The sequence below is a fragment of the Methylocystis sp. NC52PC genome (genome assembly GCF_055698645.1).
In genome coordinates, this window is the sequence record NZ_CP170127.1 from 3,122,495 (window position 1) to 3,135,350 (window position 12,856).

The 12,856-nt window shown below is 67.6% G+C and carries 10 protein-coding genes; 5 read left to right on the top strand and 5 right to left on the bottom strand.

Annotation, left to right across the window (positions count from 1 at the left end; all coding sequences use genetic code 11):
- Positions 1-185: 185 nt before the first annotated feature.
- Positions 186-1,712, top strand: a complete 1,527-nt coding sequence (locus ACETII_RS17205; protein ID WP_472786328.1) for a peptidoglycan DD-metalloendopeptidase family protein — start codon at positions 186-188, stop codon at positions 1,710-1,712.
- Positions 1,713-1,861: 149 nt separating this feature from the next.
- Positions 1,862-2,155: a hypothetical protein gene (locus ACETII_RS17210; RefSeq protein WP_363347978.1), complete on the top strand. Its 294-nt coding sequence runs from the start codon at positions 1,862-1,864 to the stop codon at positions 2,153-2,155.
- 19 nt (positions 2,156-2,174) lie between these two features.
- Here the strand turns inward: ACETII_RS17210 and zapE are convergent, their stop codons facing one another.
- Both zapE and ACETII_RS17220 read right to left on the bottom strand, forming a co-directional pair.
- A complete protein-coding gene (gene zapE / locus ACETII_RS17215; RefSeq protein ID WP_472786329.1) occupies positions 2,175-3,308 on the bottom strand; it encodes a cell division protein ZapE in 1,134 nt (377 codons plus the stop codon).
- A 2-nt stretch (positions 3,309-3,310) separates the two neighbouring features.
- The gene (locus tag ACETII_RS17220) at positions 3,311-3,808 is read right to left on the bottom strand and encodes a GNAT family N-acetyltransferase (RefSeq protein ID WP_363347982.1); all 498 of its coding nucleotides are present in this window, start codon (positions 3,806-3,808) and stop codon (positions 3,311-3,313) included.
- Between the two features lie 59 nt (positions 3,809-3,867).
- Between ACETII_RS17220 and ACETII_RS17225 the strand changes: the two genes are divergently transcribed.
- A complete protein-coding gene (locus ACETII_RS17225) occupies positions 3,868-4,467 on the top strand; it encodes a GNAT family N-acetyltransferase (RefSeq protein ID WP_472786330.1) in 600 nt (199 codons plus the stop codon).
- Here ACETII_RS17225 and ACETII_RS17230 read toward each other — a convergent pair.
- On the bottom strand, positions 4,436-4,912 hold the full coding sequence (locus ACETII_RS17230) for a hypothetical protein (protein ID WP_472786331.1): 477 nt from the start codon (positions 4,910-4,912) through the stop codon (positions 4,436-4,438). The genes ACETII_RS17225 and ACETII_RS17230 overlap by 32 nt on opposite strands.
- 26 nt (positions 4,913-4,938) lie before the next feature.
- Positions 4,939-5,436, bottom strand: a complete 498-nt coding sequence (locus tag ACETII_RS17235) for an NUDIX domain-containing protein (RefSeq protein ID WP_472786332.1) — start codon at positions 5,434-5,436, stop codon at positions 4,939-4,941.
- 82 nt (positions 5,437-5,518) lie between these two features.
- Here ACETII_RS17235 and ACETII_RS17240 point away from each other — a divergent pair, with 82 nt between their 5' ends.
- Positions 5,519-6,415 (top strand): metallophosphoesterase family protein, encoded by an 897-nt coding sequence (locus ACETII_RS17240; RefSeq protein WP_472786333.1) that lies wholly within the window; start codon positions 5,519-5,521, stop codon positions 6,413-6,415.
- Here ACETII_RS17240 and ACETII_RS17245 read toward each other — a convergent pair.
- Positions 6,400-7,107, bottom strand: coding sequence for a hypothetical protein (locus ACETII_RS17245; protein ID WP_472788183.1), 708 nt, complete (start codon positions 7,105-7,107; stop codon positions 6,400-6,402). The two genes, ACETII_RS17240 and ACETII_RS17245, sit on opposite strands and share 16 nt — an antisense overlap.
- A 214-nt stretch (positions 7,108-7,321) precedes the next feature.
- Between ACETII_RS17245 and ACETII_RS17250 the strand changes: the two genes are divergently transcribed.
- Complete coding sequence (locus ACETII_RS17250; protein WP_472786334.1) at positions 7,322-12,790, top strand: GH36-type glycosyl hydrolase domain-containing protein; 5,469 nt, start codon at positions 7,322-7,324, stop codon at positions 12,788-12,790.
- Positions 12,791-12,856 lie beyond the last annotated feature (66 nt).

The window sequence follows — 12,856 nt, forward strand, 5'->3', positions numbered from 1 at the left end:
TTGCCGACAGCGCCGCGAAAACGCGAAGCGGACGATTCATCTTAAACGCTCCCTTAACCGGCCATCGCCTACAACATGCGTGTTGAAGTTGCGTGCGAGTGGGTCGCGTCATGCTTATCGAGCGTCATATTGCTTTTTCGCGAGTCGCAGTGCGGCTCATGATGGCTGCGGGAGCGGCCGCTCTGATGGCGGGTTGTTCCGACGCCTCGCGCTTTTCCGATCCATTCTCCGATCCGTTTTCCTCGGGCTCAGCGCCAAAGATCGCCCGCGGCGTCGATCGTGCGCCGACCGGCTCTATCGCCGCCACGGCGACGCCGGAGCCTTCCAATCTGCCGGGCCGCGTCGAATCCCGCCCGCTGCCGGGCGCGACGGCGCCGGCCCCCGTCGCTCAGGCCGCGCCCCGCACGCCCGCGCCCGTCGCTTCCGCTCCGGCCGCAGCGACCGGCGGCGCCGGGGCTTCGCATTGGACCGCCGACGGCGGCACGCCCGTCACCGTCGCCGCGGGCGAGACGGCCGCCATGCTCGCGACCCGTTACGGCGTGCCCGCCGACGCTCTGCTGCGCGCGAATGGCTACAGCAACGCCGCCCAGGTGCAGCCGGGCGCCCGTCTCATCATCCCGGTCTATCGCGCGGGCGCCGTCGCGTCGGCGGCCCCCGCGCCGGTCGCGCCAGCCAGGGCCGCCGAGGCCAAAGCTGTCGCCGCCGCGAAACCCGTCGTGAAACCCGATCCCAAGGTAGAAGCGGCTGCGAAGGCTAAGGCGGAGCGCGAGGCGAAGCTCGCCCGTGAGGAAGAGCTCAAGGCGAAGAAGGCCGAGGCGCTCGCCAAGGAGCAGGAGACCAAGCGCGCCAAGAAGGCCGAGGCCGACAAGGCCGCCGCCGACAAGGCCGCCGAGGCGAAGAAGCTTGCGGAAGCCAGGCAGGCGGAGGCCAAGAAGGCCGCCGAGGCCAAGGCCGCCGATGCGAAGCTCGCCGCCGAAAAGGCCAAGCTGGCCAAGGTCGAGGCCGCGAAGTCGAAGGCTGACGCCGTGGCGAAGGCCGAAGCCGCGAAGGCCGCGAAGGAAGCCAAGCTCGCCGAGGCCGAGGCCGCCAAGGCCGCCAAAGCCGAGCGCCAGGCGAAGGCCGAGGAAGCCGCCGCCGCGGCGCAGGCCGAGAAGCAGGCCAAGGTCGCGGCCACAGAGAAGCAGGCCAAGGTCGCCGCGGCCGAGAAGTCGGCAAAGGTCGCCGCCGCCGAGAAGCCGGCCGAGGCCGCTCCCGCGGCGCGCTCCATCGACAAGACGACGACCACCGCCTCTGTCCCGCCGGCGGCCGAAGAGGCGACCAAGGTCTCGACGTCCGATCCCGATCGCCCCGAATTCCGCTGGCCGGCGCGCGGCCGCATCATTCAGGGTTTCTCGACCGGCGGCAACGACGGCATCAACATCGCCGTGCCCGAAGGCACGCCGGTCAAGGCCGCCGAGGGTGGGCAGGTCGCCTACGCTGGCAGCGAGCTCAAGGGCTATGGCAATCTGGTGCTGATCCGTCACCCCAACGGCTATGTCACCGCCTACGCCCACAATGGCGAGCTGGAGGTGAAGCGCGGCGATACGGTGAAGCGCGGCCAGACGATTGCGAAGTCCGGGCAGAGCGGCAACGTCGGCTCCCCGCAATTGCACTTCGAACTGCGCAAGGGCGCGACCCCGGTCGATCCGACGAGCTATCTCGCCGGGCTCTGAGCCGGAGAAGGAATCTCCGGCGTTCGCGAGACACTGACGTTCGGAGCAGGGCGGCGGGTCCCAGGAAAGGCCCGCCGCCTCTTATTTTATCCGCGGATGCGCTATAGGAGGCGGCGAAGCCTTAAGAACCAACAAGGGACAAAACGCCCGTGAAATACCGTCTCGCCTGCCTTTTCGTCCTTGCCGCCACGCCCGCCTTCGCCGTCGACCCGACCGGCATTCCGCAATGCGACGCGCTGCTGAAGCGCTACGAGGCCTGCTCTTCGCTGCTTTCGCCCAAACAGGTCCACGCCGCGCAGAAGGAATTGCTCGACGGCGCCATGGGCATGCGCGCCGCAGCAGGAGATCCCAAGCTCAGGCCGGACCTCGAGCGCTATTGCACAGACCGCTTCGAGCAGATGAAAAAGGAAAGCGACATCAAGGAGTGCATGTCGAAGCCGTAAGCCGCTCGGGGAGTGGGCGCTACGTCGCCAGCGCTTTGCCGGCGGCGCAGCGTTCGAGGTAATAGCGGGAGCGCATTTCAGCGAGCCGCGACGCCGCGCGCTGGAATTCCCGCGCCTCCGGGCCTTCGGGCGCCTCGTAGAGGCATTCGGGCTCCGCCGCCGCCGAAATGGCGAGCAGCGCATGCGCCTCGTAGAGCACGTCGATGAGCATGATCAGCCGGCGCGCCTCGTTGCGCTGCTCGGGCGCGAGGATCGGCACGTCATCGAGCATGATGGCGTCGAAGCGTTGCGCCAGCGCGAGATAATCCGAGGCGGCGAGCGGACGGCCGCAAAGATCGTCGAAGCCCAGACGCGCCACGCGGCCCGCTGTCTGCGGGACGAAGACGGCGCGCCGCTTCAGTTCCAGCGTGGCCGGCGCGCCGCGTTTTGCGCCGGTGAGCGAGAGAAACAGCGCGTCCATCGCCGCATGGGCGCGCTCGTCGGAGGGCGTGAAATAAACCTCGCCAGCGCAATCTTGCCGACCCCGATAGTCGATCGGCGCGGCGAGGCGCAGCACGTCCATGCGCTCCTGCAACAGCGCGATGAAGGGCAGGAAGAGATCGCGGTTGCGGCCGCCGTCATAGAGCCGCGACGGTTCGACATTGGACGTCGCGACCACCACGACATTTTCAGCAAAGAGCGTCGTGAACAGCCGCGCGAGAATGGTTGCGTCGGCGATGTCGGTGACTGCGAATTCGTCGAAGCAGAGAAGCTGCGTTTCATGGGCGATCTCGGTTGCGACGCGCGTCACCGGATCGGCGAGCCCGGCGGCCGACTGCCTGCGCATCCGGTGCAGTCTTTCGTGCACGTCGGCCATGAAGCCATGGAAATGCGCGCGGCGCTTCTTCTCTACAGGCGCCATGTCGAAGAAGAGGTTCATCAACATGGTCTTGCCGCGACCGACCGGTCCCCAGAGATAGAGGCCGCGCGGCCGCTCCTCCTGCCAGAAAAAGGCGCGCAGCACGCGCGGCAGCGGCGCGCTCGGCGCCTGGCCTTTGGCGAGCGCGTCGACGAGCGCCTGCAGCTTCTTCACCGCGGCGCGTTGCGAGGCGTCGGGGTGGAGGCCGCGTTCGATAACGAGAGCGTCGTAGCGCTCGACGAGGGGGCGCGTCATGATCACGCGCGCCGCATCTGGCCGCTCGCGGCCTCGAAGGCGCCGGGCCGCAATTCGCAATAAAGGATTCGATCCGGATCGACCGGCCCCGGCATGGTGATCTTGCCGCGCGGCACGCGGTCGAAGCCGAGCCGCGCATAATAATCGAGATCGCCGACGAGGAGCACCAGCCCGTGGCCCGCCGTGCGGGCGGCCTCCAGCGAATGATTGACGAGCTTCTCGCCCACCCCCTGCGAGCGAAAAGCGGGTTCGACCGTGAGCGGACCGAGCAGCATCGCGGGCGTCGATCCGATGAGAACGCCCGTCATGCGGTTGGCGCCGACGAGCAGCGTGCCGACGCGCGCCACGAAGGACAAGGACAGATCGGGCGCGACGCCCTCGCGCAGCCGATAGGCGGTGCGGGCGTAGCGACCGGGGCCGAAGGCGCGCTCGTCGAGTTTCTCGATCTGCGCCTCGTCGGCGGCGGTCATGGGGAAGAATTTGATGACAAGGTCGATCATGAGCCTGAGCGAGCCCATAACACGCGCGGCGCAGAGGGCAAAACCTTGGCGCATTGAACTTGCCGGCGCGCGGCGCCAAGCTCTCCCGCATGACGATCGGGATCAGACGGGCAGGGGTCGAGGATGCGCGGGCCATTGCGCAAATCCATATCGCGAGCTGGCGCGAAACCTATGCGCAGATGATGCCGGCCGAGACTCTCGCCGCGCTCGACGAAGCGGAATGGACCGAACGCTGGCGCGGATATCTCTCCGACGACGATCCGGCAGCGGCGACCTTTCTGGCGCTGGATGAAACCGGCGACGCCGCGGGTTTCGGCTATTGCCGGCGCCAGCGCTCCGAGAAGCTGCTGCCGCTGGGGTTCTCGGGGGAGATCACGTCGCTCTATCTGTTGCGCAGGATCCAGCGGCGCGGGGCGGGGCGGCGGCTGCTCGGCGCCATGGCGGAGCATCTTCTCGCGCAAGGCTTCAACAGCGCCGGGCTCTGGGTCTTCCGGGACGCCGCCCATGCGCGGCGCTTTTACGAGGCGCATGGCGCCACGCCGACGGGCGTCGAGGGCGTGTGGGAGATTTACGGGCTCGTTTTGGCGGATATGGCGTATGGTTGGAGGGATTTGCGCCCGCTCGCTTTCAGTGGAGGCTCTTCAGAAGCCGGCGCATGAAAGGCGCCCGCTTGAAGGCGGCAAGGTCGATTTTCAGCTCCTCGCCTTCCTTGGGCTTGCCGGCCATGCCCTTGCGCGCGTCGCCGAGCACGCCGGCGCGATAGTCCTCGAGGGTCAAGGCGCCCGCGTGGCGGCGGTCCCAGCGTTTGAAGATTTCGTATTTGGCCTTGTCATAGGCGTCCGAGCGGCCCTGATCCGCGGCGAGATCGGCGAGGCCGAAGCTGAAGCGCATCCACGCCTCGGGCTTGATGGCGCCGGTCTTTTTCGGGTCCATCTCGGCGAAGGTCCTGTCGATGACGCGATTGGCTTCGGCGGCGGTGATGACGCCGTCGCGGTCCTCGTCGAAGAGCTGAAAGATCGCGTCGAGCATATGGTGGGCGTCGCTTTGCGCCCACGCCGCGCCGCCGGCCAGCGTCAAAGCGAGCGCGGCGAGATAGAGCTTCATCGGAAAGTCCTCGGAAAAGTTACAGCTCACCAATAAGGCGAGACGGGCTCGCCATCCAGAACCTCGGCAATGCGGGCGCGCGTCGCCGGGGTCGCGTCCGGCGGCAGAGCGGCGAGCGGGAAGAAGGCGGCCTCGGCAATCTCGCGGTCCGGGGCGCGCGGACCCTCGTGATGGAAGTGGCGCACGACATAGAGCGCGACATGGTCGCGGGCCGAGACGCGGCGGTTGAGATAGACGCCGTGAAGCGCCGGCGCGCCCAAAAGATGCACGCCGCCTTCCTCCTGAAGTTCGCGGGCGAGGGCCTGAAGCATCGTCTCGCCGCGCTCGACGCCGCCGCCCGGCAGATAGAAGCCCGGGACGTACGTGTGGCGCACGAGCAGCACGCGCTCTTCCGCGTCGATCACGAGGCCGCGAACGCCGAGCGTCATGGCGCGGTTGAAGAGGCCGCCCAAGGTGATGAGTTTCGAGACGATCTTCCTGTGGACGGCATGCGCCGCGCGCGGCTTTTGCAGCGTCGTCGTCACGGAAGGCTCCTCTCTCACAATCGCGACTATGGCAAATGGCGCGCGAAGGCTCTAGGACTATCTCGCCAACGAAGGACGATCCTTGAGCTTTCTCCTCGCCCATCTCTCCGACGCGCATATCGGTCCGATCCCGCGGCCCAATCTCGCCGAATTGCTCGGCAAGCGCGTCACCGGCTATGTCAACTGGCTCTACAAGCGCGCCGGCCAGCACGACATGGGGGTGCTGGCAACGCTCGTCTCGGACATGCAGGCGCAGCGGCCGGACCATGTGCTCATGACGGGCGACATCGTCAATATCGGCCTGCCGGCCGAGATTGCGCTCGCCAAGGACTGGCTCGCCACGCTCGGGGGCTCCGAGGCGGTGAGCTTCACGCCAGGCAATCACGACGCCTATGTGGCCGATGCGACGAAGCTCGTGCACGAGGTCTTCGAGCCCTGGACCGTGGGCGAGACCGGGGCGGCGGGCTTTCCCTTCCTGCGCCGGCGCGCCGGCGTGGCGCTGATCGGCCTCGATTCGGGCGTGCCCACTGCGCCCTTCGTGGCTTCCGGCCGGCTCGGCGAGACTCAGCTTGCGGCGCTCGGCCGGCTGCTCGATCAGACGAAAGCCGAGGGGCTGGCGCGGGTCGTTTTCCTGCATCATCCGCCGCATGTCGGCGGCGCGCGCGTGCTGCGCGGTCTCGACGACGCGGCCGCCTTCGAGGCGGTCATCGCGCGACACGGCGCGGAGCTGGTCGTGCATGGCCATAACCACAAGCCGAGCGTCGCCTATATCGATGGGCGGCAGGGTCAGACGCCCGTCGTCGGCGTCGCCTCCGCTTCGGCGCGCCCCGGCGGCCATTATCCGGCGGCGGAATATAACCTCTACGCCATCGAGGGCGCCGGCGAGGGGGCGCGCGTCACTTTGCGTCGCCGCGTCCTCAACGAGGCGGGCGAGGTCGTCGAAGCAGGCGCCGAGGAACTGGGTCAGGCCGGAAAATAAGTCCGGTAGGCCCACAGACCGATGATCGCCAGCAGCCCGAAAAAAGCCGCCGAGCCCAAAAATTCGATGACGAACAGGAAAGCCGCAAACGCCTTGTCGTGGGTGGGGACGGTCTTCTTCTCCGGGGCCGCCTCGCGCACGACCTTGGCGGCGCCGCCGCTGGCGTAATCGATCGCCAGCGCCTTTTCGCGCTCGATCAGACGATGGGCGATGTAATGGGTGGCGGCGTCGACGATCTCATCGATATCGGCGCTTTCGCACAGCGTGATGCGGCCATGCCGCGTGTCCTGCAGGAAGCGATAGGTGCGCCGGTCGCGGTCCATCTCGACGAAACCGATCTGGTCGAGAAAGAGCCGCGGTCTTTCGCCCGGCGAGACGGCGACGTCGAATATGTCGACGTCTGGGGGAATTTGCGCGAGGACTGGCGCGAGGGCGTCGGCGAGGAGTTCCAGCCTGACGATTTCGGCCGCGCGCAAATCGGCGAGGGCGGCCGAATGTTCGGCATTCTCGATGCGGGCGCGGCGCAGCGCCACGGTGAGGTTGGCCATGCGCTGCTCGGGCGCAGCCTTGGCGGGGTCGTGCCGGCCGGAAACTTCCTCGGCCGCGGCGGCGACCGAGAGGCGCTCGCTCGCAGCCTTTCTCAGCAGGGACGGGCGGGGGCCATCGGTCGGGGCGGGCACAGGCTCTTCCATGTCGCTCACTCGCTTCGCCCTCGGACGGCGCGCGGAATTAACGCTTTCGTTACTATACCGGTACAGGTCCCGGATGCGAAGCTCGGCAAGGACAAAGCCTTGCCGGGGGTCTTACTTTTCCCCCACGCCAAGGCTAGGGAATCAGCTAGGCTGCCGGCGATTCCGGCAGGAACGAAAAATGGCGCCGGCGAAACGGACGCCCGGAGGACCCCCTATGGCTGCGCAAGCCGAATCGGATGCCGGCGGCGCGCTCTTCGAGCGCATCCTTTTTGGTCTCGTCTTCGCGGCGGTCGCGGCGCTGGAGGCTTCGGGCGGCCCCGAGCATATTCTGGTCGCTGGCTTTTTCGCCGGCGCGGCGCTCTATCTCTTGCGCCCTTCGAGCGAGAGCGGCCGCCAATCGGTGAATTTTGCCGTCGATTTCGCCGCCGTCGGCGTCTTCGCGGCGCTCTGCGACCGCTCCTGGGTTTTGTGGCGCGCGCCCGAGACGATCGAGCAACTGTTCCGCTTCTCGCCGGTCGGCGCCGGAACGGCGACCATCCTCTATATCGCGGGCGTCCTCGTCCTCACGGCGCGCTCGCGCATGCCGCTGCGCGTCGCGCTTTTCCTCACGCCCTTCCTGTTCAGTCTGCTGGTCGCGCTCGGCTCGCCGCCGGTCACTCAGATCGGCGCTGCGTTGTTCCTGGGCCTGCCGGCGCCCGATTTTGTCGCGAAGATCGCCGGGCGCACGCTCATCCTCTTCCTGCTCAATGAAGCCGTGGTCATCGGCGTGCCGCTGGCGCTCGGGCGCTTCCTGCCGCGGCAATGGCGCCCGCATGGCATGCTGTTCGTCTCGGCCTTCTTCGCGACGCTCACGCCTTTCATCGCCTCCGCCGCGCCGGTCTTCGTCACGCCCTATCTGCCGGCCCCGATCGCCGCCCTCGCCGCAGCTTTCCTGACGGCGTTGGCGCAGGCGGGCCTTTGGGGACAAACCTATCTGGTGACCCAGGCGATCGCGGGCCTTTTTCGCGCGACGCCCTCGCTTTCCATCGTGGTTTATCACGACTGGAAAACGGGCGCCGAGAAGGGCGCGGTCTATGGCTTCGTCTTCATGGCGCTGCTGCTGGCGGTCGGCCTCGTCGTTTCCTCGCCCGCCGCGGCGTCGTTCGTCGTGCTTTCGGCCCCGCTCAGCGCGGCGATCATCGGCGCGCTGACCTATCCGCTGGCGCGCGCCATCGTCGAAAGCACCGATTCGACGCCGCCGTTCAGCGGCCGGGTCGAGGAAGCCTATGTGCGCCCGGCCAATTACGCCCGCGGCGCCGTCGCAGGCGCGGCGGTCGGCATTGCGCTGATGCTCGATCTGCCGGCGGCGAGCGGGAGCAATCGTTTCCTTTACGGCGCCCTCGTGGGGGCGCTCGCCTATGCGGGGGTCGATCTCGCCTTCGATTTCCACGCCTTGTTGCGCGTGCGCCGGCAGCATTTCCGAAGCTGGCGCGTCTATACGCTGGGCGCGCTGCTCGGCGCGCTCGTCGCCGGCGCGATCGCCTGGTATTTCGACACGGACCAACTCGGCACCGTGGTGCGAAAATTCTTCGCCTATATCTCGCTCGACTACGCCGCCGACGGCAGGCCGATCAACGACTACATCGTCCGTCCGCTGTTCTCGAAGTGGGGCGCCACCAATCTCGGTCCCGTCGATGGCGGCGTGCGCCTCATTTACAACGAGTCCTTCTCCGGCGTGATCCAATGGGTCTTCGCCGCGCCGCTGTTCTCGATCAACCTGTTCTTCCTCACCGCGTTGGTGAAGCGCAGCCTTCAGCCGCTGCGTCAGCTCGCAAGCTGGGAAGGGCTGGACATGCTCATCGAGAATGCGGTGCGCGTGTTGCGCTGGGGCCTGTGGATGGCGCCGGTCATCTATTCCTTCCTCAAGGCCACGCCGGACCCGGCCTGGTACAATCAGGACGGCCTGATCCGCACGGGCGTCGCGACATGGATGAGCTACATCCTGCCGGACAACGATTTCCGCGCCTGGAGCCTGGATATTTTCACGGCGCTTCTCGCCTATGACGTGCTGCGCGTGCTGATCTGGTTCGATCACATGGGCCTGCGCGTCGCGACGCTCGTCAATCTCTCCTTCGTCGGCGGCGACGCGGCGGACGAATCGGCGGCGCGTTTCCTCGGCAAGGAGCAAGTGAGCCGCGCGATTCCCGAGGGCATCCGCCGGTTCGGCACCTGGGCGCCGCTGCTGCTGCCCTTCTACATCCCGCGGGGCGCCGAATGGGACAAGGCGTGGAGCGCCGCCGAGCAGATGAGCGTCACGCGGCCGCCGTCCTACACCTATCTCGTCGGCGGCTATCTCGCTTACGCCGGCCTCGTCGCGCTCGGCCTCGTGCTGTTCCTGCTCGGGCGTCTGGCGCAGGCCCAGAAAATCCCAATCGAAGGCATCACCGGCGCCGGCGGCGTGCCGGGCTCGCGGCCGCTCAAGCTCACCAACGGCCTCATGACCAGCGAATGGTTCGAGGACGGGCAAGGGGCGATCCGCATCGAGGGCGTCGCGCGCGGCGGCCCGGCGATCGATCTCACGCGCCAGCCTCTGGATCACGCCCATCCGCGCGGCCGCTTTCTGTTTCTGCGGGAGCAGGGCGGCGGGCTGTGGTCAGTCGGCGACGCGCCGACCCGTTGCGGGGTCCCGTGCGGCAAGCTCGTCGACGCGGACGAGAACTGCCTCTTCTACATGGCGGAGCAGAACGGCTTTGCGGTTGAATCGCGCGTCTCTCTCGCGCCGGACGAGGCCGTCGAAATCAAGCGGCTCAAGATCGTCAATCTGGAGGCGCGCCCGCGAAGGCTCACCCTCGCCTCGCTGCGCGAATGGGTGCTCAACGAAACGAGCGTCGAGGTGCGCGATCCGCCCTACAACGCCATCCACATCGGCACATGGTACGTGAAGTCGCTGAACGCGATCTTCGCCCAGAACCGCCTGCTCAAGGGCGGCGCGCGCCGGACCGTCGATCGCCGGCTGTCGCCCGAGGTCGGCTTCCACGCCATCGGCGCGGGAGCCGACACCAAAATGACCATCGTCGGCTATGAGGACGTGAAGTCGCGCTTCTACGGCATGGGGCCGACCAATGCGCCCGACAGTCTCCTCGGGCTCGGCGACGCGCCGCGCAGCCCCGACGACGAGGGCCTGCTCTACGGCTTCCAGCCTTGCGCCAGCCTCCGCGTCGAGATCGACCTGCCGCCCGACGGCAGCGCGGAGCTCATCATCATCGACGGCTGGGCGCGCGACATGGGGCGCGCCACCGACTCGGTCGCGCGCCATCTTGGCGTTCCGCCCGTCGCCCCCGAAATTCTCGACCGCGCCCTGTCGCGGCGACGCGCGCTGGTCATGCCGCCGGCGCCCAAGCAGCATCGCTTCGCCTTCTCTCCGGACGGCCGCAGTCTGACCCTTGCCCCGGGCACGCCGCGGCCCTTCGCGCATGTCATCGCCAATGAATTGGGGCATGGCTGCGTGCTCACCAATGACGGGGACATTTTCTCCTTCTCGGTGAATTCGCGCTTGAACAGCTTCACGCCGTTCCGTCTCGGCGAAGGCCGCATGTCGCCCGCGGGGCAGATGATTTACGTCTACGACCTCGCCCGCGCCGACGCCCACAGCCCGACCTTCGTGCCGCTGCGCCGCCGCGACGCGCGCTACGAGGTGACCTATGCCCCGGGTTCGGCGATCTTCCGCGCCGAGCGCGATCACCTCGAACTGGAGATGACCGTCTTCGTCAGTCCGACCGAGCCGATCGAGTTTCGCCTGCTCAAAATCCGCAACAAGACGGTGCACGAGCGGCTCCTGCAGATCGTGCCGGCGATGGAAGTGGTGCTGGCCGAGACGCCGACGGAAAGCCTGGGCGACATACAATCGGTCATCGACGACGATCTGCAGTCGATCTACTTCCGCAATCCGCGCAACCATTTCGTCAACGGCTGGGCCTTCGTCTCGACCTCCATCAACGCGGAGTTCGCCGAGACCTCGCGGCGCCGATTCCTCGGCCATGAAAGCCGCAACCCTTATCTGCCTTACATGGTCGAGCACGGCCATCCCGACGCTGGCGCGCCGGAGCACCAGCGCAAGGTCGCGGCCTTCTGCGGCGCGATCGACGTGGCGGCCGGCGAGGAGGCGGTCGTCGTCGTCGCGCTCGGCCAGACCACGACGATGGAGGAGGCCAAGCGGCTCGCCAAAATGGCGCGCGACCCCGCTTTTGCGCGGCGTCAGCTCGAGGCGAGCGTCGAGGCCTGGAACGATCAGCTCTCGGTGCTGCGCATCAAGACCAACCGCCCCGACGTCGATCGCCTCGTCAACGACTGGCTGCCCTATCAATTGCTCGCGTCGCGGCTCTGGGGCCGCACGGGCCCGGCGCAGCGCTCCGGCGCAACGGGCTATCGCGATCAGTTGCAGGACGTCATTCCGCTCATTCATCTCGCGCCGGAACGCGCTCGCGCGCAGATCCTTCTGCATGCGCGGCATCAATATCTCGAAGGCGACGCCGCCAAATGGTGGCACCGCTCGGCGAGCGGCGGCACGGGACTGGCAGATCGCACCCATTCGTCCGATCCGCATCTCTGGCTGCCGTATGTGACGATCCGCTATGTGAAGGGCACGGGCGACGCCGGCATCCTCGACGCCGTCGAGACCTTCCTCGAAGCCAATCCGGTGCCCAAGGATCAGGAGGGCGACGTGACCGTGCCGCTCAAATCGCGGGACAAGGACACGCTGCTCGGCCATTGCGCCCGCGCGATCGATTATTCGCTCGACCGCTTCGGCGCGCATGGACTGCCGCTGGTCGGCTCCGGCGACTGGGACGACGGCATGCATCTCGTCGGCGTCGAAGGGCGGGGAGAGAGCGTCTGGCTCGGCTTCTTCCTGCACGGCGTCCTTGTCGACATCGCGCCGATCTTCGAGGCGAAAGGCGACAAGGCGCGCGCCGACCGCTATCGAGAGCGGGCCGAGAAACTGCGCGCGGCGCTCGCCGAATGCTGGCGCGGCGACCGCTATGTGCGCGACTTCGCCGACGACGGCCGCGAGCTCGCGCCGATGAGCGCCATGACGGCGCATTGGCCGACGCTCTCCAACGCCGTCGATCCTGCACGCGGCCGCGAGGCGATCGAGAAGGCGCTTGCGATGCTCGGCCGCTCCAATCGGGTGCTGCTCGTGACGCCGCCCTTCAACGAACATTCCGATCCCTATCCGGGACGCAGCGCCGAATATCCGCCGGGCGTCCGCGAAAACGGCGGGCAATATTCGCATGGCGTCTCCTGGTTCGTGGACGCGCTGGCGAAGCTCGGGGCGCAGGCGCAGGCCGCAGGCGACCTGCAGGCCGCGACGGAATTGTTCCGCGAGGCCTTCGAGGTCTGGATCGCCATCTCGCCGATCTCGAAGCTCAGAACGCCCGCCGAGGCGGATGTCTACGGCCTGCCCCCGCATCAGCAGCCGGCGGATGTCTATGAGGGCGAGGGCTATGAGGGCCGCGGCGGCTGGGACTGGTACACGGGCGCCGCCGCCCGCATGCTTTCCGCCGCCTACGCCATGCTCGGGCTGGAATTCGAGAGCGGCGAATTGAAGCCCCGGCCCGACGCTTTCGAACCCAAGGGCGATCTGCGCCTCGAATGCGTTACTTACCGGGGCAAGAGCTTCACCGCCCAGAACAAGCGCAGTACTTAATGCGAACAGAGGCGAACGAGCTGTTTACAATCAGCGCGGCGAGTTCCCTCCCGGCTTCGTGGATGG

Bases quoted from the DNA above. Each gene is read 5' to 3' on its own strand.
- ACETII_RS17245 (WP_472788183.1), bottom strand. From the start codon at position 7,107: ATGGAAGAGCCTGTGCCCGCCCCGACCGATGGCCCCCGCCCGTCCCTG.
- ACETII_RS17230 (WP_472786331.1), bottom strand. From the start codon at position 4,912: ATGAAGCTCTATCTCGCCGCGCTCGCTTTGACGCTGGCCGGCGGCGCG.
- ACETII_RS17250 (WP_472786334.1), top strand. From the start codon at position 7,322: ATGGCTGCGCAAGCCGAATCGGATGCCGGCGGCGCGCTCTTCGAGCGC.
- ACETII_RS17205 (WP_472786328.1), top strand. From the start codon at position 186: ATGGCGGGTTGTTCCGACGCCTCGCGCTTTTCCGATCCATTCTCCGAT.
- zapE (WP_472786329.1), bottom strand. From the start codon at position 3,308: ATGACGCGCCCCCTCGTCGAGCGCTACGACGCTCTCGTTATCGAACGC.
- ACETII_RS17220 (WP_363347982.1), bottom strand. From the start codon at position 3,808: ATGATCGACCTTGTCATCAAATTCTTCCCCATGACCGCCGCCGACGAG.